The sequence below is a fragment of the Christensenella tenuis genome (assembly GCF_014287795.1).
Lineage (GTDB): Bacteria > Bacillota > Clostridia > Christensenellales > Christensenellaceae > Christensenella > Christensenella tenuis.
In genome coordinates this window covers 1-21,344 of record NZ_JACOON010000006.1, presented here as the reverse complement: position 1 = coordinate 21,344, position 21,344 = coordinate 1, and the positions used below count along the sequence as shown (strand labels likewise).

The 21,344-nt window shown below is 52.0% G+C and carries 21 protein-coding genes; 20 read left to right on the top strand and 1 reads right to left on the bottom strand.

All coding sequences use genetic code 11. The annotated features are described in order from the left end of the window. The first annotated feature begins 84 nt into the window (after positions 1-84). From H8S18_RS11105 to H8S18_RS11075, 7 genes are all read left to right on the top strand, one after another. On the top strand, positions 85-1,029 hold the full coding sequence (locus H8S18_RS11105; RefSeq protein WP_186858345.1) for a CPBP family intramembrane glutamic endopeptidase: 945 nt from the start codon (positions 85-87) through the stop codon (positions 1,027-1,029). Positions 1,030-1,212: 183 nt separating this feature from the next. Further along, positions 1,213-1,638 (top strand): EamA family transporter, encoded by a 426-nt coding sequence (locus H8S18_RS11100; RefSeq protein WP_186858344.1) that lies wholly within the window; start codon positions 1,213-1,215, stop codon positions 1,636-1,638. Between the two features lie 172 nt (positions 1,639-1,810). Continuing rightward, complete coding sequence (locus H8S18_RS11095) at positions 1,811-2,086, top strand: hypothetical protein (RefSeq protein ID WP_186858343.1); 276 nt, start codon at positions 1,811-1,813, stop codon at positions 2,084-2,086. Positions 2,087-2,612: 526 nt separating this feature from the next. Continuing rightward, on the top strand, positions 2,613-2,798 hold the full coding sequence (locus H8S18_RS11090; RefSeq protein WP_186858342.1) for a hypothetical protein: 186 nt from the start codon (positions 2,613-2,615) through the stop codon (positions 2,796-2,798). A gap of 243 nt (positions 2,799-3,041) precedes the next feature. After that, positions 3,042-3,605, top strand: coding sequence for an alkyl hydroperoxide reductase subunit C (gene ahpC, locus H8S18_RS11085; protein WP_186858341.1), 564 nt, complete (start codon positions 3,042-3,044; stop codon positions 3,603-3,605). 181 nt (positions 3,606-3,786) lie between these two features. Further along, positions 3,787-4,056, top strand: coding sequence for a hypothetical protein (locus tag H8S18_RS11080; RefSeq protein WP_186858340.1), 270 nt, complete (start codon positions 3,787-3,789; stop codon positions 4,054-4,056). 23 nt (positions 4,057-4,079) lie between these two features. Beyond that, a complete protein-coding gene (locus tag H8S18_RS11075; protein WP_186858339.1) occupies positions 4,080-4,691 on the top strand; it encodes a class I SAM-dependent methyltransferase in 612 nt (203 codons plus the stop codon). Positions 4,692-4,768: 77 nt separating this feature from the next. On the opposite strand, the gene H8S18_RS11070 is transcribed toward H8S18_RS11075, so the two are convergent. Further along, positions 4,769-4,975 carry a heavy-metal-associated domain-containing protein gene (locus H8S18_RS11070; RefSeq protein WP_186858338.1) on the bottom strand — a complete coding sequence of 69 codons (207 nt, stop codon included), beginning with the start codon at positions 4,973-4,975 and terminating at the stop codon, positions 4,769-4,771. Between the two features lie 390 nt (positions 4,976-5,365). Between H8S18_RS11070 and H8S18_RS11065 the strand changes: the two genes are divergently transcribed. The 13 genes from H8S18_RS11065 (at position 5,366) to H8S18_RS11005 (ending at position 21,037) form a co-directional block, all read left to right on the top strand. Further along, positions 5,366-6,355: a helix-turn-helix transcriptional regulator gene (locus H8S18_RS11065; RefSeq protein WP_186858337.1), complete on the top strand. Its 990-nt coding sequence runs from the start codon at positions 5,366-5,368 to the stop codon at positions 6,353-6,355. Between the two features lie 55 nt (positions 6,356-6,410). After that, a complete protein-coding gene (locus tag H8S18_RS11060; protein WP_186858336.1) occupies positions 6,411-8,192 on the top strand; it encodes an ABC transporter ATP-binding protein in 1,782 nt (593 codons plus the stop codon). Further along, on the top strand, positions 8,189-9,934 hold the full coding sequence (locus tag H8S18_RS11055) for an ABC transporter ATP-binding protein (RefSeq protein ID WP_186858335.1): 1,746 nt from the start codon (positions 8,189-8,191) through the stop codon (positions 9,932-9,934). The genes H8S18_RS11060 and H8S18_RS11055 overlap by 4 nt, the downstream gene beginning before the upstream one ends. Beyond that, complete coding sequence (locus H8S18_RS11050; RefSeq protein ID WP_186858334.1) at positions 9,931-10,311, top strand: metal-dependent transcriptional regulator; 381 nt, start codon at positions 9,931-9,933, stop codon at positions 10,309-10,311. The genes H8S18_RS11055 and H8S18_RS11050 overlap by 4 nt, the downstream gene beginning before the upstream one ends. A 420-nt stretch (positions 10,312-10,731) precedes the next feature. Further along, positions 10,732-11,748, top strand: coding sequence for a LacI family DNA-binding transcriptional regulator (locus H8S18_RS11045; protein ID WP_186858333.1), 1,017 nt, complete (start codon positions 10,732-10,734; stop codon positions 11,746-11,748). Between the two features lie 10 nt (positions 11,749-11,758). After that, complete coding sequence (locus tag H8S18_RS11040) at positions 11,759-13,285, top strand: xylulokinase (protein WP_186858332.1); 1,527 nt, start codon at positions 11,759-11,761, stop codon at positions 13,283-13,285. Continuing rightward, on the top strand, positions 13,272-13,985 hold the full coding sequence (gene deoC / locus H8S18_RS11035) for a deoxyribose-phosphate aldolase (RefSeq protein ID WP_186858331.1): 714 nt from the start codon (positions 13,272-13,274) through the stop codon (positions 13,983-13,985). The genes H8S18_RS11040 and deoC overlap by 14 nt, the downstream gene beginning before the upstream one ends. Continuing rightward, a complete protein-coding gene (locus H8S18_RS11030; RefSeq protein WP_186858330.1) occupies positions 13,978-14,706 on the top strand; it encodes a hypothetical protein in 729 nt (242 codons plus the stop codon). Before deoC ends, H8S18_RS11030 begins: the two co-directional genes overlap by 8 nt. 251 nt (positions 14,707-14,957) lie before the next feature. Next, complete coding sequence (locus tag H8S18_RS11025; RefSeq protein WP_186858329.1) at positions 14,958-15,731, top strand: DeoR/GlpR family DNA-binding transcription regulator; 774 nt, start codon at positions 14,958-14,960, stop codon at positions 15,729-15,731. Positions 15,732-15,838: 107 nt separating this feature from the next. Then, entirely contained in the window at positions 15,839-17,371 is a 1,533-nt protein-coding gene (locus H8S18_RS11020) for a xylulokinase (RefSeq protein WP_186858328.1), read from the top strand. A gap of 14 nt (positions 17,372-17,385) precedes the next feature. Then, positions 17,386-18,360, top strand: a complete 975-nt coding sequence (locus H8S18_RS11015) for an ABC transporter permease (protein WP_186858327.1) — start codon at positions 17,386-17,388, stop codon at positions 18,358-18,360. A gap of 10 nt (positions 18,361-18,370) precedes the next feature. After that, entirely contained in the window at positions 18,371-19,909 is a 1,539-nt protein-coding gene (locus tag H8S18_RS11010; protein ID WP_186858326.1) for a sugar ABC transporter ATP-binding protein, read from the top strand. An 18-nt stretch (positions 19,910-19,927) separates the two neighbouring features. Continuing rightward, on the top strand, positions 19,928-21,037 hold the full coding sequence (locus tag H8S18_RS11005; RefSeq protein WP_186858325.1) for a sugar ABC transporter substrate-binding protein: 1,110 nt from the start codon (positions 19,928-19,930) through the stop codon (positions 21,035-21,037). Positions 21,038-21,344 lie beyond the last annotated feature (307 nt).

Sequence of the window (21,344 nt, the reverse complement as noted above, 5' to 3'; positions counted from 1 at the left end):
TACTATAGGTAATCTTATTGCTTTGCCAAATAAAACAGACAAATAATTGGCGGCCCGAACGAACCGGAAGGGAAGCGAGGATCGATGATGGAGCTCACAGTGAATGAAAAACTTGAACGCAGGAATCTGTCACGGCTTGGGTTTGCTTATTTAGTCCTCCTCGCGGTAATTCAAATCGGCACGTCTGGTTTGGTTCTGGTTTTTTACCGAATCTTTCCGCGTATGGGAATGGAAGGGGTTTTCGCCATTCAATTTACGGTAGTCTACGGGGTGGGCATTCCGCTTGCGGCTTTTGTCGCACGGAAAGTGCCCGCCCTTCCTCGTCCGCCGGTGGACTTTTCCTTTCAAAAAGTGTTTGTGCTTTTTATGGTCTGTTATTTTCTGGGCTGGCTGACGGCGTTGGCGTCCAATGGCATTATTTCCTTCCTGTCTTCAATCAGCCCCAACGGGTTTTATCTGGGCAGCGCAGCGGAATACCTGTCGCCAAAAGAACCGGTTTTTAACGTCCTTGTTGTGGCGGCGATGGTTGTGGCTGCCCCCATCCTGGAGGAATGGTTTTTCCGCAAAATATTGATAAGCCGGCTGCTGCGGTACGGGCAGCTCTTTGCGGTCGTTGTCTCCGCGCTGATGTTCGGGCTCTACCACGGCAATATGATGCAGCTTATTCCCGCGCTGGCCTTGGGCATCGCTCTTGGATATATTTATACGCGGACGGGAAATATCGCTGATACGATCGTGATCCATATCCTCAATAATGCTGTTTCCGTATTTTATTCGCTGTTTGCTGCGGCGGGTGTCTTTTGGGCAGCCGCTTTGGTTAGCTTGGCGTCCTTTGCTTTTGTGATTGCGGGCTGCGTATTGTTTTTCAAAAACAGGAAAGCCATTCGCCTTTCGTGGCGGCTCCTCGTGCTGCCTGAACGGGGCTGGAGCAAAATAGCCGTTTTGAACGCAGGCGTTTTGTGCAGCTTTATCTTTGCAATTGCGCTTGTAATCTTCAGCAGCATTGCCGCTATGGGGCTGGTCTATTAGACGGAAGAAGGACGGGGATGCTCCCATTTCCCGCAGCCGCCTTTTATAAACAAAACCGCGAAACGTTGACATCGGCAAACATGCATGATAAAATTTAGCCGAAATTGAATTGAAATCCGGGTGAACACCTACCGTGAACAAAAGGTTTTTTGTTTGCGGTTTTTATTTTAAGGAGGAAAACAGATGTGGAATTTAGCCTGGCCGATCCTGCTTGTTGTGGGGGCGAATACTTTTTATAACATCAGCACCAAATCAACGCCCGGCGGGGTAAACGCGTTTGCTTCGCTTGCCGTCACCTACCTTGTGTGCTTTGTTTTGTGTATTGCCATGTTTTTTGTTACTGCAAACCAGAAGAACCTTGTGGCAGAAATATCCAAAGTAAACTGGACGTCGTTTGTACTGGGAATTTCCGTGGTAGCTCTTGAATTTGGATACATCAGTATTTACCGCGCCGGATGGAAGGTGGGAACGGCTTCGCTGGTTGCAAATATTATCCTGGCCTGCGTACTGGTTTTCGTGGGGCTTTGGCTGTATAAAGAAACACTATCTCCACGGAAAATAGCAGGCATTATCGTATGCGGTGTCGGCCTTTTTTTGATCGGGAAATAAAAGAGGGGAAACTGGAAAAACAGCTTGAAGGAACAGGTCCGCAGGTCCGGCCGCATAAAATACGAAGTCCCCGACACACTGTATCAGGGACTTCTAAAAACAATCCATTGGCTTGTACCTCCAAGCCCTCTATCTAATCGCCGTAGCGTTACCTATATAGTAACCTGTGCATGTGAACTCAAATCAAAGAAATTATGAACGGTTTGTAACGATTGCAGGATGGAACGCTGCGCAGCATGGGCGGCGCATCCCGAAAGATGCTTTCCTGAGGATGGACCTGTTAACGGAGCTCAAAAAACCAGCGGCCATCCCCGAAAAACAGATACCGCTGCCTGCCGGAAAATATGCAGGTATACCGTATTCCGCCGCCCGCACGGCTTACAGCTCTGCGGATATCGGCGATGTAGTCAATACGGTAGGCCCGCCTGTCCTTCCAGGTGATGGATAGGGGAGTGAGGTTGCCGTCGGGATCCGTATATGTGGTAACGCCGGCATAAATTTCAGGAGGGAATTTATTCATACCACCAGTATAAAGCTTTTCCCCTGCGAATGGGATTAAAAAGGGCAGCCCGCAGGCCGCCAGGTTGCAGTGTATGTATTTCGAAGATACCCCCGGCGTTATTATTTGAAGCATAATGCCGCAAAGATCCCTCTGGAAATCTAAAGGGAAATGATGTAAACAGGGATAAACAAGATGTAAGCAGGGGGCGCTTTTTCCTGCACGCCAGTCTTAACAGGGAACGAACGCGAAGTATCCTGCAAGTAATCTTCCCTGGCCATCAAAGAAAAGCGCGGATGGAAAAGAATACGATTGGTTTCACCAAACCCATCCGGTTCGCAGCGGCAATTTGGTTTAGAGGGGGTTCCCTTGTTTTTCCTGCGCTTTGCGGCGCTTTTCACCGCGCTTTCTCCTTTGCTTTCCCTGTGCCTTCGTGTTATGGTGGATAGACTATGTCAAGAAGGAGGTGCACGGTATGTATCAATCGATTTACCGCGGTGAATTAATAGCATACGGCGTATGTCCAAGGTGTAATATCATCTGTAAATTCCGGTCTGCTGCGGATAAGGATATGACCAGAACGGCAAGCATAGATAAAGACGCCGGAGTATTCCGGTGTTCCCGGTGCGGCTCTGTGGTAGACGCCACAAAGTTATCGTAAATTCCCCTCTGGCTCCCGCCATTGCAATGACCGAATGCGGCATTGACTGCGGCGGGAGCTTTTTTTGTCGTCTGGGACGCTAAGAGCCGGACATATAAAAAATCGTTTATGGGAGATTGATATATAGGCACCAGAATGCTATGGAAAAATGACCCGCTTGCAATCGGACAAAAAATTTGATATGATAAACGTAGTTAGCATATGCTAACTAAAACATATTTTAATAGAAGGAGGCACTTTCTTATGTCAATGATCCATAAGGAAATCAATGATTTTTCGCTGCAGGCCTATCAGGATGGCGCATTCCATGTCATAACAAAAAAGGATATTATGGGAAAATGGAGTGTATTTTTTTTCTATCCGGCGGATTTTACATTTGTATGCCCTACGGAACTGGAAGACCTCGCAAACAAATATGACGAGTTCAAAGCGGTAGGGTGCGAGATATATTCGGTTTCCTGCGATACGCATTTTGTGCATAAAGCGTGGCATGATGCCTCAGACCGCATCAAAAAAATTCGGTATCCTATGCTGGCCGACCCGACACACGCGCTTGCGGAAGATTTTGATGTGTATATTGGGGAGGAGGGCGTCGCCGAACGGGGAAGCTTCATAGTGAATCCACAGGGAAGAATTGTCGCTTATGAAGTAACAGCGGGTAATGTTGGCCGCAATGCGGATGAGCTTTTGCGCCGCGTACAGGCGAGCCAGTTTGTGGCGGAGCACGGAGATGAAGTATGCCCGGCAAAGTGGCGGCCCGGTGCGGAAACGTTGAAACCAGGTCTTGAATTGGTGGGACGGCTGTAGGCTGGGAAGATGGCGGATTGCCCCGCATAACGGACAGCGTAATGGCCTTTCCCGGAAACCACACAGGCGCCCGGATGTAGCTATGAAAGCTTCACGCTCCCCGCTTTTCCGTGCAGGACGCCACGCAGACCTTCTATGGAACTTGCCGTTTTGACGCCGTGCTCATTGGAAATTGCGCGGCATGCCCGAACCGGAAAATGTCCTCGCGGAGATCGGGCGGGTTTTAAAGCCGGGCGGAAGACTGTTTTCGCCAACCTTCATGCACGGGGAAAACGGACACAGCCAGTTTTGGATAAAACTGATGGCACCCGTCAGGCCCCGTACGTTTTATAGACGGGATGCGGAGGAACTTGCCGGTTTTATCGCCGTGCACGGGTTCGGGGATACGGAACGGCGGGCGTTCCGGTACAGGCTGATTCCGCTTTGCTACTTGGCGGCAAAACGGATTTGATTGAAGAACGGAAGGAAACAGGTATGAAACACAAAATTTTGCAAAATACCCGTAAGCCCAAAGGAATCATGGGGCGCATGGTCCTGCGGGGAATGAACGCAGGGCACGGCCTGCTTTCAGAATGGGCATTCGCTAACATAAAAATTCCAAAGGATGCGCGTTCGCTTGACGTGGGCTGCGGCGGCGGGGCAAATATCGCGCGGCTTTTGGAGCGCTGCCCGGATGGATTCGTGGATGGGCTCGATTATTCCGGGGACAGCGTGGCGGTGAGCCGCAAAAGGAATGCGGCATTTTTGGGAAAACGCTGTGAAGTCCAACAGGGTGATGTGGGCGCATTGCCCTATGAAGAGAATACGTTTGACTTGGTAACGGGTTTTGAAACCGTCTATTTCTGGCCGGATATCCCACGTGCTCTCTCTGAAATACTGCGTGTGTTGAAACCGGGCGGGCGGCTGATGCTGGTGTGCGAGGCAAGCGATCCCACAGATACGACGTGGACGAACCGGATCGAAGGGATGACTGTCTATAGCGGGGAAGAATTGTCGGAAAAGATGGAACAGGCCGGGTTCAGGAAAATTTTCCAGAAAAAGGAAGATAAGGGATGGATTTGCCTGATTGGGGAAAAAAGCGAATAAAGCGGGGAAGGGGGATTTCCCGCAAAAAACGCCTATGGTCTGGGCATAAGCGTTTTTTGCTTCCGAGGACTCCAGCGCTATTTGACTTCATATCCAGTCGCGTTGATGGCATCCCTGATTTGGCCTATTGTCACCTGCGCGGGATCGTATTCCACCATGGTTTGCTTTTTGCGCCGGCTGGATTTCACTTTCCTGATCCCAGGAAGCTGGCGAACTGCATGGTTTACATGCGCTTCGCATTCGCCGCAGGCCATCCCCTCTACGTGTAACTCAACTTTTTCCATTTAAGTTCCCTCCATGATAAAATATAAAATATAGTACCGAACCATACGGCCCAGTAATACCTATCGGTGTTAGCTTATGCTAACTACAGTATATCAACCGCTGGATTTTTTGTAAAGTATGGAAACACGGCAAATAGAAAGAATTTCAGTGATAACAAGGTTCTCAGATGCAGAAAACATAGCGTGGTGCGTAAACGCTGCGGTTGAAAAAAGAGGGGGGCAAAGCGCGCCGGAAAGGGACGTGCCGCGGCGGGCGCCGGCACTGCCGGGGGCATACAGGAAAAGCCGTACTTATTGTTTTGATCCGGGTAAACCGCATGATTGGTGCAAATGTCCCGGTGGGCGCGTAATACAAGCCATGCCCCGCAATCCATCGGCAGGAGGAATCATATGAATTGGGATGCCATTTTTCCAAAAGGATCGCATGTAACAGAAAAAACAACCAGGTATACGGTCTATACCGTGGATTTTCCGGATGGTTCCGGTACGATGACGGCCCACCGGGTTTTGCCGGGCATTTTGCTGGTATTCAATGACTTTTATACGCGGTGCGGATTTCGGAATGAAAAAACCCGGCCCGGTTTCATTGAGGTCAATCACTGCCTCAAGGGAAGCTATGAATGCGTCCTGCCGGACGGCCGCCATATAAGCCTTGGAATGCAGGATTTTTCCTTCAGCGATATGGGCAGGCCAATGGAACGTTCTTCTTTTGTAAGCGGGGAATATTGCGGGCTCAGCCTGCTGATCCATGTGGAAACAGCGGAACAGTCCCTGAATGATTTCCTCGGGGAACAAATTCCCTTTTCCGATATCTTTGAAAGGCTGCTCTATGGGGAAGGAGTACTGATCCTGCGCACAGATCCCCGAATCCAGCATATTGTATCTGAATTGTACCATGCGCCGGACGGCGGCCACAGTGGATATTATAAATTGAAAACGATGGAACTGATTCTCTTTCTGGCGTTCCACTGTGATAATAAAAGTGCGCCGGCCCACCCGTGCTACTGTCGGAACAGCGCCCGCAAAGTGGAAGACATTGCCCGTAAAATGACGGAAAACCTGAAAAGGCGCTACACGCTTTCCGAGCTCGCTGCAAAATACCATATCAGCATGACGACGCTCAAAACCCGTTTTGCGGAAGTTTACGGGGAAACGCCTTACCAATATCTGAAACGCAGGCGGCTGGAACGGGCGGCGCTGCTGCTTAAAACAACGGATATGAGCGTGGGTGAGGTCGCGGAAACGGTTGGATACCAAAACCCGAGTAAATTTTCCTCCGCGTTCACAGACTATTACGGAACGGTACCCCGGGAATATAAAAAGGATGCCGTTTTGGAGCAATCTATACCTTTTGGAGCTGGCGCAAACGGAAACGGATAGGTTATACTATTTGGTAGTTAGCATATGCTAACAAAAGAACAAAAGGAGAAAGACATTGAAAAAGAAAGGAAACATTGCAAAGCTTCTTGGGTTTGCCGGCAGCCATAAGAAGCTGACGGTACTCGGTTGTACGTTGTCAGGGATTGCAGCATTGTTGTCGATGGTGCCCTATATCCTGATCTGGTTTGTGGCCCGGGGCATTTTTACCGCTATGCCCGATTTTTCGTCGGCGCAAGGTCTGGTCCGCTTCGGCTGGGAAGCGCTGTGGTTTGCCCTCATAAGTGCAGCGGTTTATTTTGGGGCGTTGATGTGTACCCACCTTGCAGCCTTCCGCACGGCACGGAATATGCGCTCTGCCGCGGCGAAACATCTGGTGGACCTGCCGCTTGGCTATTTCACGTCCAACCAGTCGGGCAGGCTGCGCAAAATGATTGACGACAACGCCGGCATGACGGAGACCCTGCTTGCCCACGAACTGCCCGATTCCGTTGGGGCGGTTATAACGCCGGTTGCCGCGGTTGCGCTGCTGTTTGTATTCGACTGGAGGATGGGCCTTTTATGCCTGGTTCCCATCGCAATTTCCATCGTAACGCTTTTCCAGATGATGGGTGGGAAGCAGGCAAAATTTTTCAGCCGCTACCAGCGTGCGATCGAAGATTTGAGCGCGGAAGCGACGGAATATGTGCGGGGAATCCCGGTCGTCAAAGTATTCCAGCAAACAGTGTATTCTTTCAAGAGCTTTTATTCCTCGATTATGAGCTACAGCAAGCTGGCCTCGGAATACGCGATGGTGAACCGTACGCCCATGACGGCGTTCACGACGATTTTGAACAGCACGTTTCTTTTGCTGATCCCGGCGGGGATGATCCTGTGCGGGATTTCTGCGGATGGCTGGGGCGTGCTGGTAGACCTTATATTTTATATCCTGTTTACGCCGCTGTGCGCCATGATGATCAACCGCCTGATGTATGCGGGACAGGCGTCAATGGAAGCGTCCGAGGCGGTATATAAGCTCGATCAGATCATGGAAGAAGCGCCGCTCCCAGAGCCGGAAAACCCGGAATCCCCCGAGGGGACGGATATAGAGCTCCGGCATGTTACCTTTACCTATCCCGGTGCAGAGGTTCCCGCGCTTTCAGACGTCAGCTTCCGCGTACCCGAGGGAAAAACAGTGGCGCTGGTTGGCCCGTCCGGGGGCGGGAAGACCACTGCCGCAAGCCTGATTCCCAGGTTTTGGGATGTGCAGGCAGGGGAAGTCCTGGTGGGCGGCACTGATGTACGCCGAATCACCACAAGGGAGTTGATGGACAAGGTTGCCTTTGTGTTCCAGGATACGCACCTGTTCAAAACGAGTATTTTGGAAAATATTCGTGCCGCGCGCCCGGATGCAACGCGCGGGGAAGCGCTTCGTGCGGCTCATGCAGCGCAGGCGGACGATATTCTGGAAAAAATGCCGCAGGGCGTCGATACCGTGATCGGCACAAAGGGAGTATATCTTTCCGGCGGCGAGCAGCAGCGGATTGCGCTTGCCCGCGCGATTTTGAAAGATGCGCCCATTGTCGTGCTGGATGAAGCAACCGCGTTTGCGGATCCCGAAAACGAGGCACTTATCCAAAAGGCATTCGAAACGCTGACCCGGGGAAAAACGGTGTTGATGATTGCACACAGGTTATCTACAGTGCGCGGCGCCGACCAGATTATCGTACTTAAGGACGGAAAAACAGCCGAATGCGGTTCGCACGAACAACTGTTGGAACAAAATGGGATTTATGCCGCAATGTGGAAGGATTACCAAACGGCGGCACAGTGGAAGGTGGGAAAGGAGGTACCCGCATGATTAAGAAATTGCAAAGGCATTACGCCCTTACAGAGGGCGGCGCGAAGGATCTTGTCCGTGCGACATTGTGGACTGTGGCGGCAAACCTCAGTCTGATGGTTCCTATCGGCCTGCTGATTATGGTGCTGATGGATATTATCACGGCACTTTCCGCGGGCGGAGATACAGCAAACGGCGTATGGAGCAGCACGGCGCTTGCAGCGGTGCTTGTCGCGGTCATCTACATTGTCCACTGGATCCAGTATAAGGCGCTGTATATTGCAGTTTACGACGAAAGCGCAAACCGGCGCATCCGTCTTGCGGAAAAATTGCGCGGGCTTCCCCTTTCGTTTTTCGGACGGCGGGACCTTTCAGACCTTACGGCGACGCTGATGTCCGACTGCAGTTCCCTCGAACAGGCGTTTTCCCATTTTGTCCCCCAGCTCTACGGGACGATCATCTCCACGGTAATCATTGCAGCAGGTATGCTGGCGTTCGACTGGCGGCTTGGGCTTGCGGTGATCTGGGTCGTCCCGGTGGCAGCGCTTTTGGTGGTTGCGTCCAAAAAGGTGCAGGATAAGTTCGGGACGCGCACCCTGCTGGTAAAGCGTGAAGCGACAGACAGCCTGCAGGAACTCCTGGAAACGGTGAAAGATATCAAAGCCTGCAACCAAAAGCAGGCCTACCTTGCCAGCCTCGAACGGAAGCTCGGCGCGGCGGAAAGCGCGACCATCCGTTCGGAACTCGTTACGGGAACGTGCGTCACCTCCGCACAGGCGTTCCTCAAGATTGGCCTTGGCACAACCGTGCTCGTGGGAATTGGCCTTTTGGTTGCGGGGCAGGTCAGCCTGGTGGTATTCCTTATATACCTGATTGCGGCTTCGCGCATTTACGATCCGGTCAAAGCGGCTTTCGAGAATATGGCGGCGGTATATAGCGCGCAAATCAGGATCGAGCGCATGCGGGCCATTGAAGAACAACCGGTGCAGACGGGCGCGGATCATTATTCCCCCCGCGGTTACGATATCGTTTTCGATCATGTGAAATTTGCCTATAATGAAAATGAAGGTGTGCTTGAAGATATTTCCTTCACGGCACGGCAAGGCGAAGTAACGGCGCTGGTTGGCCCATCCGGCGGCGGAAAAAGCACGGCGGCCAAGCTTGCCGCACGCTTCTGGGATGTAAACGGGGGGAAGATCACCCTCGGCGGCGTGGATGTGTCCACGGTAGAGCCGGAAGCGCTCCTCACAAATTACGCAATCGTCTTCCAGGACGTCGTACTGTTCAGCGATACGGTGATGGAAAATATCCGCCTCGGGCGCCGGGACGCTTCAGATGAAGAGGTTTTCGCTGCCGCCCGGGCCGCGCAGTGCGATGAATTTGTAAACAAACTGCCCAAGGGTTATGGAACGATGATCGGCGAAAACGGTTCCACTCTTTCGGGCGGTGAACGCCAGCGTATCTCTATTGCACGCGCCCTTCTCAAGGACGCGCCGGTGATCCTGCTCGACGAAGCGACGGCCAGCCTCGACGTAGAAAATGAAACCGCGGTACAGGCGGCGATTTCGGGATTGGTACAGAATAAAACGGTACTCATTATTGCCCACCGGATGAGGACGGTTATGGGCGCGGATAAGGTGGTTGTGCTTGCAGACGGGAAGGTCGTGGAAACGGGCGCGCCGGAAGAACTCGCAAAAAGCGGGGGTATGTTCGCGCGTATGGTGGAATTACAACAGGAAAGTGCAGGATGGAGTATTTCATGAAAAAAGACAAATCCCCCCGGCTGCATGCCTCCGGGGAAGATTATCTCGAAGCGGTTCTGATCCTGAAACAAAAGGAAGAAACGGTCCGGCCGGTTGACCTCGCCCGCTATATGGGTTTTTCACGGCCGAGCATCAGCCGTGCGGTTGCCGCGCTCCGGGCGGAGGGCCTCCTCCACCCGGATACGGGCAACGACCTGGAATTTACGGAAAAAGGACTGGAACTTGCGCAGAAAGTATACGAACGTCACCGTTTTTTTACGGACCGGCTTACGGCGGCGGGTGTGGACCCGGAAGTGGCGGAGCAGGATGCATGCCGAATCGAACATGCAATCAGCGACGAAAGCTTCGAGAAGCTGAAGGAAGCGCTTTCCGACTAAGCTACCTTACGGCGAAAAACACAGCCGTATGAATAGGTGCGCCCCTCGAAGAGATGGGACGTGCCGCTTTTGTTTTCCCTTTTACCCGCCGCCTGCCCGGCGTTGCAGGAATATTCCCTGTGTTTTCCTGTTCCGATAAGGGGATGCGCTTCCGCGGGAGAGGCTGGGCAGCAGGAAAGGGCAGGATATGAATTATCAATTCAGCATCATCGTGAACGGCGATACGGTCTGCCCGGACACATGGGGCATGACTGATGAATTGCGCTGTTTCGATCCATAAGGCAAACGGCTCCTGTTTTCCCAAGATGTGCCCGGTTCTGCCAGCAGGACGTTTTTTCATCCCTTGTAAATTTTATTTGACATTCCCGTATGCCGGTGTTACACTCAAATCGTAACGTGCCCGGGCACGTAGGAGGTTTTATGCCATTTACAATCAGGCAGATTGCAGAAATTGCGGGGGTGTCCCGCGGAACGGTGGATAAGGTGCTGCACGGACGCGAAGGCGTGTCGGATGAGGTGCGCGCGCGCGTGGAGGAAGTAATCCGTAAGGCGGACTATGTTCCGAACCGCCTTGCCACAGAGCTTTCCCAGTCCATGAAAGAGCGGCGGATCGCCATCCTGATGACGCCGCTCAATCCCTTTGCGGAAAAAGTGCGGGAAGGGGCGCTCGCCGCCGCGAAAGAGCTGCGGGAACTGAATTGCAGTGTGGACGTCCTTATCATGCGGGAGTTCCGGGAGGACGAACAGGCGGAATCCCTGCACCAAATTATCGACACGCATCCGGACGGAATTGCGGTGATGGCCCTTGACGGAAACCTTACGCGCGAAGCGCTCCGGCGGGCAGAGGAAGAACATATTCCGGTGGTAACGTTTGTCAGCGATATTGCCGATACGGCGCGGATTTGCTTTGTGGGACAGGATATTCCGCGGGGTGCGCGTACTGCGGCGGAGCTTCTTGCCAGGGCGGTTGGTCAAAAGGGGCGTGTGGCAATTCTTCACGGCCCCATCAGCATGAGCGCCCACCGGCAGCGGATTGAAAGCTTTGAAAACGAACTGTCCGAAGGGTTCCCACAGGTACAGGTTTCCGGTTTTGCGGACATCCACGACGATGATGAAACCGCCTATCGGGAAACCGGGTTGGTGCTTGAAGACCGCAAGCTTGCCGGAATCTATGTGACGGGTGCGGGCGTAGGCGCGGTTGCACGCGCCGTGAAGGAGCAGGGCCGCAATGTGCGTATTGTCTGTTTCGACCTGACGCGGGAAACGGAGCGGTTGCTGCGGGAGGATGAAGTGGATTTCGTGATCGATCAGGGAGCCTTTGGGCAGGGCCGCGAAGCGGTGCGGCTGCTGTGGAATTACCTGGTGCATAAAACGGTACCCAAGGAAGGCCGTTTTTATACCGATACGACAATCTATGTCAAAGCGCTGCTGAAATAAGGAGGCAAGCATGGCAGATTTAGTTTTAGCACATGATTTTGGAACGACGAGCGATAAAGCGTGCCTGTTCGATACGGAGGGGAGTTTCCTTGCCGAAGCAACCTGCGACTATCCGATTTATTATCCGCATCCCGGTTGGGCGGAACAAAACCCGGAGGACTGGTGGACAGCCGTAAAATCCGCGTCCCGGGCGGTCATGGAAAAATCGAACGCACTGCCCAAAGACGTAAAGGCCGTCTCTTTTTCGGCACAGGGTATGGCGGTTATTCCTGTGGACAGGCAGGGCAGGACGCTTACCGAGCGGTCTATGATCTGGATGGATACGCGCCCTAAAAAAGAGGGGGAGCATATTTTAAAGGAGTTCGGCGCGCGCCGTCATTACGAGCGCACGGGCAACGGCTTTGACATCGCCATGTATCCCGCCGCCAAAATACTTTGGCTCAAAAAACATATGCCGGAGGTTTACGGAAAAACATATAAATTTTTAGGCTGCAAGGAATACCTGATCCACAAAATGACGGGTATTATCAGCAAAACAGATTATACCGAGTCGGGCCTTGGCGGGTTTTACGACCTGCACAACCGCTGTTTTGATTCCGAGCTTCTTGCGCTTTCCGAAACGGACGGGGAAAAACTGCTCGAGCCTACGGACGTAACCGCTGTGATGGGTGGGCTCACTTCTAAAGCGGCGGCGGAAATGGGTCTGGCGGCGGATACGCCGGTGGTGCTCGGTTCATGGGACAATTTTGCCTGTTCCACAGGCGCGGGCGCGCGTACCAAAGGAAATATGGCGGTCTACCTCGGTACGGCGGGCTGGCTTTCCATTACGCATCCGGAACCGATGCTGGCGCAGGACTGCATGGTGAACAATGTATATGTCGGGCAGGATACCTATTTCCCGATTTTCAATACGAATGCGGCGTGTGCGGCCTTTGATTGGGTGATGGACCATTTCTGCGGCAGCCTGGGCCGGGATTTCAAAAAGGCGGAAGAGCTGGCGGCCGGCGTACCCGCCGGCTCGGACGGAATGTTTTACCTGCCCGCGCTTTACGCGGGCAATAGTTTTTACTCGGATGCAAACCTGTGCGGTACTTACCTTGGCATCACGCCGCAGAGTACGGACGCGCATGTCATCCGCGCCGCTATGGAAGGCGTGGGGTTTGACCTGATGATGGGTGCGGAGTTTTTCCGCGGCCGGGGCGCGCTTCCGCGGCAGGCCAACATCATTGGCGGCGGTGCGAACAGTGAAGTGTGGATGGATATTCTTGCCAGCATGTTTGGCATTCGCCTGTCCGCCCCGAAGAACAGGCGGCACATCGGCGCGCTTGGCGCGGCATTGAACGGTATGGTGGGAACGGGGATGATCCGCGATTTTGATGTTGCCGGCGGAATGATTACTCCGCAGCGGACGACGGACCCGAACGAAGCGGACAGGGAGGCCTATCTTCGCCTCCTGCCGGTGTTTCGGGAATTTTATGAGGCGCTCACACCCGCTTATGCAAAACGGACGGAGGTACTTACCCATGGAATTAACTGAATTTATCTCACGGCTGGAAAGCCGGATTTTAAGTACGGATGTAGATTACCCGAATGTGACAAACCTTTGCTATGAAGCGAAGGAATATGGCATTCCCACAGTGACGGTGTTCCCGAATATGATCGATATGTGCCGGGAGACGCTGAAGGATGCCCCGGTTAAAATATGCGCGCTGATCTCCTATCCGCACGGTGGATTTTCGCCGCAGCAAAAAGCGGATGAATGCGCGAATGCGGTCTTGCACGGCGCAAGCGAAATGGAGGTTGTAGGCAATACGCGGGAAACCAAATCGCAAAGCCGCGCCTATCTCGTGGATGAAATGCGGCTGGTAAAAGAAACGGTGGGCCGCGATGTCGCTGTGAAGTTCATTATTGAAATTGAAATGCTGTCGGACGAAGAAGCAAAACTTGCCTGTGAAGCCGCGGCAGAGGCGGGGGTAGACTGGATCGTTACCTCCACCGGGGAATACTGTACGCTCGACGAAAACAGGAACGACAAAATGCTGGTCCCTACTGTGCATGAGGTCGGGCTGATAAAAGAGACGGTGGGAAACCGGGTAAAGGTGCAGGCCGAAGGAAACATTGTGGACGTGGAAACTGCGCTCGCACTTCTTGCGGCCGGGGCAGACAGAATATCCACGCCCTGCCCCGTAAAACTGATCCGCGAATTCATGGAACGGGAGGAAAACGGAAATGTATGACAGTGAAATGTATGAATGCAGCGTAATTTCACCTTTTCTGTCTTTTTATGGCAATGACGTTATTGAAAAAGAAATCATTGACGGATATCGGCACAGGGTACGCTCCATTATTGTAGAACCCTACCAGATTCCTATGTTGATGGAAATGCACAAAAAGTATGGCAACGGTTTTACCCGCACCGCCATGACCATCGGCTATCCTTACGGCGGGCAGACCACGGAAATGAAGGTAAAGCTGATGCGCTATGCGGTAGAGTGGGGCGTGTATGAGGTGAATGTTGGTATTGACATCAGCGCTATGCTTTCCGGGGATTATGACCGTTGCTACCAGGATCTCAAGGCCGTGGTAGACGCGGCTGGCGGGAAATGCACCGTGGTCCCCATCAGTTGGGTCATCAAGGTGCCGCTCGAGATGGTAGACCGCATCTGCAACATGTACGTCGACCTTGGCCTCACCGCCATGAAAACAAGCCCCGGCCTGCACCACGGCGATATGAAGGTGGAGCATGTGGAGTATATCTACAGGCATTTTGGCGACAAGCTGGAAATTGAAATTGCGGGGCGCTGCCGCACGCGTGAGAAGGCAGAGCTGATGAAGGCGGCGGGCGCGTCGGTTTTCCATATCAGCTCGTGGCGGAGAATGTGCGCGGGCGGACAGGACATCCAATGGGATTTTGAAACCAAGACGGGCGGCTACGGGGAATATAAGGACAGGTTATAATTGTTTCGGGCGGAGGCGCAGACCTCCGCTTTTTTTGATGAAAACAGGGCAGAAAATATGTTATAATGAATTAAATTATTTTATTTCGCACTAGAAAGAAAAATGGATCCGGACACGGATTTTTTGTAGGATCCAGAGCGTGTATTTCGGATGTGTGGAAGAAAAATACCACTGATGGCAAAATTTTTTCAAAAGATCGTTGACAAAATTTTGTCACTTTGGTACAATTACGTCAAGGGAGAAAAATCGGCATGGATTATAATCTGATTACTCAGAGGCAACAAGAAATCTATGACTTTATAGCGAATGCAAATGTAACGACAATTCAAGAGATCAGCGATGTGTTGAAATTTTCACCATCCACGATCCGCAGGGATTTAAAAGTGTTGGAAAAAGAAAAGCGAATTCAGTTGTTTCACGGCGGTGTGTCGGTGAATACGGGCTATGGCTCCTTTATAGAACGCACATCGAAAAACAGCGAGGTCAAGAAAAAAATTGCTGAAGCCGCTGTGGAGCTAGTCGAAGACAATGATTTTATCTATATTGGCGGCGGCTCAACGACCTTCGAATTTGCGGCATTGCTTGGTAGGAGGTTCGATCTTGATGGGGTCACGATCGTTTGCTCCGCAATGAACATTGCCCGGTGTTTCGTAGGCAATAAGCAATTTAAAATTATAGTGCCGGGCGGCGAACTGGAGGCGGAAGACGAAAGCATGGCGTCGAAAATGACAATCGATATGCTCAGTCGCTATAATTTTACAAAGGCGTTTGTAGGCTCCCAGGCAATTAACGCCAAAAATGGCTACTCGATCCCGCGGCTGAATCTCAGCGAGCTGAAGTCGATGATCGTGGAGAACAGCAAAGAACTGATTTTGCTGTGTGACAATACCAAGGTAGGTAAGGTAAGTGCCTATAAAGTTTGCAGTATTGATAAGGTACATACTCTTATTACAGATTTTTATGCGGAGAACGAAGAAGAACTCCAAAAGATTGCAGATCATGGTGTAAAAGTCATACGTGTTTGAAATTTCGAATGTTTAAGCGAATGTTTCTTTAGTGTTCCTTTTTTTTGCCGAAATGTGGAATAATTTAACCATAATGGAAAATAATAGTCACGAGAAAGGAAGAAAAAATGAGTAACCAGTATGTTTTGGCGCACGATTTCGGTACCAGTGGCGATAAGGCGTGCATTTTCGATACCGGCGGTAATTTTCTTGCGGAGGCCTATTATCCGATTAAAACATATTATCCCCAGCCGGACTGGGCGGAACAGTGCCCGGAAGAATGGTGGCAGGCCGTAAAGGATGCTACCCATGAGGTTGTGGCGAAATCTGGAGTAGCGCCGAAAGAGGTAAAGGCAATTTCCTTCAGTTCGCACGGAATGACGGCGATCCCCATTGATAAAGACGGGAATCTCCTGCTTGACCGGGTCATGACGTGGATGGACGCGCGTAGTACAAAGGAAGCGGAATATATACTCAGGCACATCGGGGCGCGCCAGCGCTACGAAAAGACGGGCAACAGCTTCGACGTCACGCTGTATCCATCCTCTAAACTATTGTGGATGAAACGCAACATGCCGGAGATCTATAACAGGGCCGTTAAGTTTCTGAATCCGAAGGAATATCTCGCCTACCGGATGACGGGGACTTACCGGAATACAGATTATGGTGAGGCCGGGATGAGTGGGCTCTATAACATGAACACACATAGATGGGACGAAGAGCTGATGCGTATCTCCGGTGTGGATGAAGAAAAGCTCCTGGTTCCCGCGGAAAATACGACGCCCGTCGGAAACCTTACGAAGCAGGCTGCCGCAGAGATGGGTCTTACCACCGATACGCTGGTCGTTCTTGGCTCGTGGGACAATTACGCCTGCGCCCTCGGCGGCGGGGTGCGCAAGGAAAATACTTTTGTAACGTGCCTCGGGACAGCCGGATGGGTAGGCGTAAATAATGAATCACCTCTGATTACGGACAGATTCATGTCCAATGTGGTCTATGTCGGAGACGGCACCTATTTCACAAGCGTACATTCCCACTCCGCCTGTGCAGCCTATGAATGGGTGGTACAGAACTTGTGCGCGGACCTCAGGGAAAAGTACGGGAAACAGGTTTACGAAACGGCTACAGAGCTGGCGATTCAGGCGGGTGCCGGGGCGAACGGCGTTTTCTTCCTGCCTTCCATGTTCAGCGGCAATACGTTCTATTCCGACGCCAGCCTTGCAGGCAGCCTCGTTGGCCTGAAAATGCACCATACCAGAGCAGATATCCTCCGGGCAGCAATGGAAGGCCCGGCGTTCGATCTGATGATGGGCGTGGATTTCTATAAAATGATGGGCGTGATGGCGGATGAAGCACGGCTCATTGGCGGTGGGGCAAACAACAGACTGTGGATGCAGATATTATCCAATATGTTCGGTGTTAAAATGATCCGTCCGAAAAACCTGCAATACATTGGCGCACTCGGCGCGGCGCTTATTGCGGGCGTGGGCGCGGACCTCATAAGCAGCCTCGATGCGGTAAGCGGCATGATTCAGTTTAGTGACAGCGCACAGCCGGATGACGGGGAGATGGAAAAATACAGACAGCTTCTTCCGGCTTTTAAGCATTTTTACGAAAGCCTGATGCCTGCATATAAAGAACTCAGTCAATTCATATTTTAAGGAGGATAACGTGTATGTGGAATTTCACAACAGGAACAGAAGCCGTTCCAAGCAGCATCAAAAAGACAGGTAAAAAAACATTTAACGAACTTGGAATACTGATCGTGTTGGCCGCGCTGTGCGTATTCATAGGGCTGTTTAATCCAGTGTTTTTTACTGCGACAAACGCAATTAACGTACTGCGCCAGATCTCTGTTATGGGTATCATCGCCGTGGGCGAGGCATTCGTCATCATTACCAGCGGCATTGACCTTTCCGTCGGCAGTTTTATCTCCCTCGGCGGCGTAAGCTGCGCCGCGCTGATCGTAGCAGGGGTCAACCCGTGGCTTGGTCTTGTCCTTGCACTCGCGCTGGGGGCGGGTCTTGGATTCGCGTCCGGCCTGTGCGTGGTCAAACTGAAGCTCAACCCGTTTATCACGACACTGGCAATGCTCAATATCGTGAAGGGGATCTCTTACCTGATCTCCGGCGGGCTACCGATCGATTTCGATAATCCCGTAGCCGTCCTTGGCGGGACGGTCGGGCCAATTCCCGTACCTGTTATTCTGATGTTCATTATCATTGTAGTTGGGCATATTGTCCTCACAAAAACAGAGTTTGGACGCAACATATTCGCCGTGGGTGGAAACGAGAAGGCAGCAAAGCTTTCGGGTATCCGCGTAGACCGGATCAAATTTGCGGTATATGCTATCATCGGCGTGCTTGCCGCTTTTGCTGGCATCATTACGGCAGGAAATCTGAACTCTGCAGATACCGCAGCCGGTTCGGGCATGGAGCTCGATGTGATCGCCGCGTCGGTAATCGGCGGCTGCAGCCTTTCGGGTGGACAAGGTTCTATCGTTGGTGTACTAATCGGCGCGGGCATCCTCGGCGTTATCCGCAACGGCTTCGTGTTGCTGATGGTTTCCAACTATTGGCAGATGATTACAATCGGTCTTGTTATCATCGCAGCCTGCGCATTCGATATGTTCCGCCGCAGCAAGCAGTAAGGAGGCGCGTATGGAAAATTCGGAACTGCTCCGCGTAGAACATATTTCCAAATCGTTCCCGGGCGTAAAGGTGCTAAACGATATCAACATTAATTTCCGCAAAGGAGAAGTCCATGCAATACTCGGAGAGAATGGTGCCGGGAAATCGACCCTGATGAACATCCTGTTCGGCTATTACCGCGCGGAGGAAGGAGACCTAATCTGGGAAGGGAAAAAAGTGTCGCTGCATTCGCCGCTTGAAGCGCAGCATATCGGCATCTCCATGATCCATCAGGAAAATTCATTGATCCCTTACCTTAGCGTTATGGATAATATCTACCTCGGACATTATCCCAAAAACGGGGCGTTTATCGACAAACGCAAGTTGCGGGAAAATACCGCAGACCTGCTTAGTGAACTCGAGGTGCCAGACATAGGGCCGGATACCCCGGTGGAAAAATTGAGCGTGGCACAAAAACAGTTGGTCGAGATCGTTAAAGCGCTGTCCTTAAAGCCCAAGCTGCTGATGATGGACGAACCGACCGCCGCGCTCACGGCCAAGGAGACGCATACGCTGATGAACATCATCGGCAAACTGTGCCGGGAAGGAACCGCTATTGTCTATGTGTCACACCGTATGGAAGAAGTGTTCGAGGTGGCTGATAAAATTACCGTTCTACGCGATGGCATAATGATTAAAACAGTCGACAAGGTGAACATTGACATCGATGAGGCAGTTCGCCTGATGGTGGGACGCGACCTCGAAAATCAGATGAGTAGCATGAAGAAACGCGCCCCGGAAAGCATCAGCAGCGAGGTGGTCCTCGAGGTGCGCGGCCTGAGCCGGAAGAAAAAGTTCGAGGACATCAGCTTTGTCGCGCGCAAAGGTGAGATTCTTGGGTTCGGAGGCCTCGTGGGCGCGGGCCGGAGCGAGCTGATGGAATCAATCTTCGGCTTCGATAAGACCGATAGCGGCGAGGTGCTCATCAAGGGCCGGCCCGTACAGATCAAAAGCCCTTGGGACGCGGCACGATATAAGTTGGCGTTGGTGCCGGAAGAACGCAAGGTAAAAGGCTTGTTCCCAGACCTGAGCGTGGGCGACAACATCAATATCGCAAGCTACAAAAAATTGAAAAAAGGGAAGCTGATTGATAAGAAGCTGGAAACGGAAGCGGCCCAAAGATATGTAGAAAAGCTGAATATCAAAACGACAAATATCAAGAAGCGTATTGGCGACCTCTCGGGTGGAAACCAGCAGAAGGCTGTACTTTCAAGGTGGCTGCAAACAGAACCGGAGATACTGATCCTCGATGAGCCGACGCATGGGATCGACGTAGGGGCAAAAGCCGAGATCTACGGGATCATCCGGGATCTGGCGGATCAGGGCATTACCATTCTGCTGATTTCGTCCGAACTTCCAGAACTGCTAATGCTCAGCGACAGGATCATCGTCATGAGCATGGGCAGGGTAAGCGGCATCGTGGAACCGCAGGATTATTCCGAGGAGAACATCATGATGTACGCTACTGGGCAAAAGAAATCCAATTTAAGCGAATGCTTAAAAAAATAAAAACTTTAGGAGGAAAAAATGAAAAAGGTTATCAGTCTGATTGTGGTAGTAGTCCTACTGACGGCAGTCGCATTCGCCGGCTGTGCACAGCAAGTGCCTGCTGCCAGCGAAGGGCCTTCCCAGTCTGCGGAGACGTCCGAGCCCGCCGCGCTGGAAGGATCAGCGAATGCGGAATCGTCCACAGGCGCCGCAGAAGCCGGCTCTTACGAGTGGAAGCAGGTTGGCGAAGCCGAAAACGTGAAAATCGTCCAGCAGGAACCGGAAAAGCCGCTGCGCTTTGCCTTCCTTGGCTTCCAGAACAACCCGTTTTGGAACCTTGTACAGGATGGCGTTGCGGAAGCGACGGAATTCCTTGCCGGACACAATGTAACGATCGACAACATCAACCTTGGCGAAAACATCGACGCGACGGTCATCAACAACGGTCTGGAAGCTGCGGTTGCACAGCAGTATGACGGGATCGTGACGACGCCCTTCGTGACCGGTGTGGAAAACTATATTGATGCAGCAGTCGACGCGGGCATCCCCGTAGTGACCCTTTACGGAGAAAGCGAAAAGCCGAGCAAGCGGTTCGTATTCATCGGCCAGGATAATAAGGAAGCAGGCCAGACGGTTGCGGAAGCAATGGACGAAGCCCTCGGCGGAGAGCAGGGAGCGAAATTCGCGATCATCACGGCTTCCTTTACAATGGAAAATCTTGAGATCAAGCGGAACACCGTAAAAGATTACCTCGAATCCAAAGGCTACGTCAGTGTAGGCGATTTTGAGGCGAACGACAGTGCAGACCAGACCTATACGCTCACGAAAGACATTCTGACGGCAAATCCAGATGTCAAAGCGATTTACTGTGTAGCAGGCGGCCCTTACGGTGCGCCGAAGGCGGTTGCAGACGCCGGTAAGACAGGCGAAGTATTCGTTATCGGTCACGACGAGACCGCGGAAAACCTAAACTATGTGCGTACAGGTGAGATGACGGTCATCGGCCAGAACCCCACGGGCGTGTCGTTTGATGGGTTTATGTATCTGTACAACAAGGTAGTAGCGGGGCAGGATCCGGAAGAGGCAGTGCTTGCTTCCCATTCCATGATTATTGATAAGGATAATGTAAACGAGTTATTCCCAGAGTAATAGAAAATGATCGTTTGGGCCCACCACAAGTAAGGACATTGCGCGGGACGGTTTCGCCCCGCGCAATGGGAGTGGGAAACCGTCAGATCGGATGGAATCGAATTTGTATATGACAGGCTGTGCCTGTGAAATAAATTTAAAACGAAATAAATCAGGAGGGATTTATCATGAATGCAAAAGAAGCGGCGCACCTGATCGATATCAGCGCGGTGAGGACACATCATACGATGTCGGATATCGAGGAGATCGTAGGCTATGCGAAGGAATACCAGTTTATTAACGTACACGTGCTTCCGAACTGGATGAA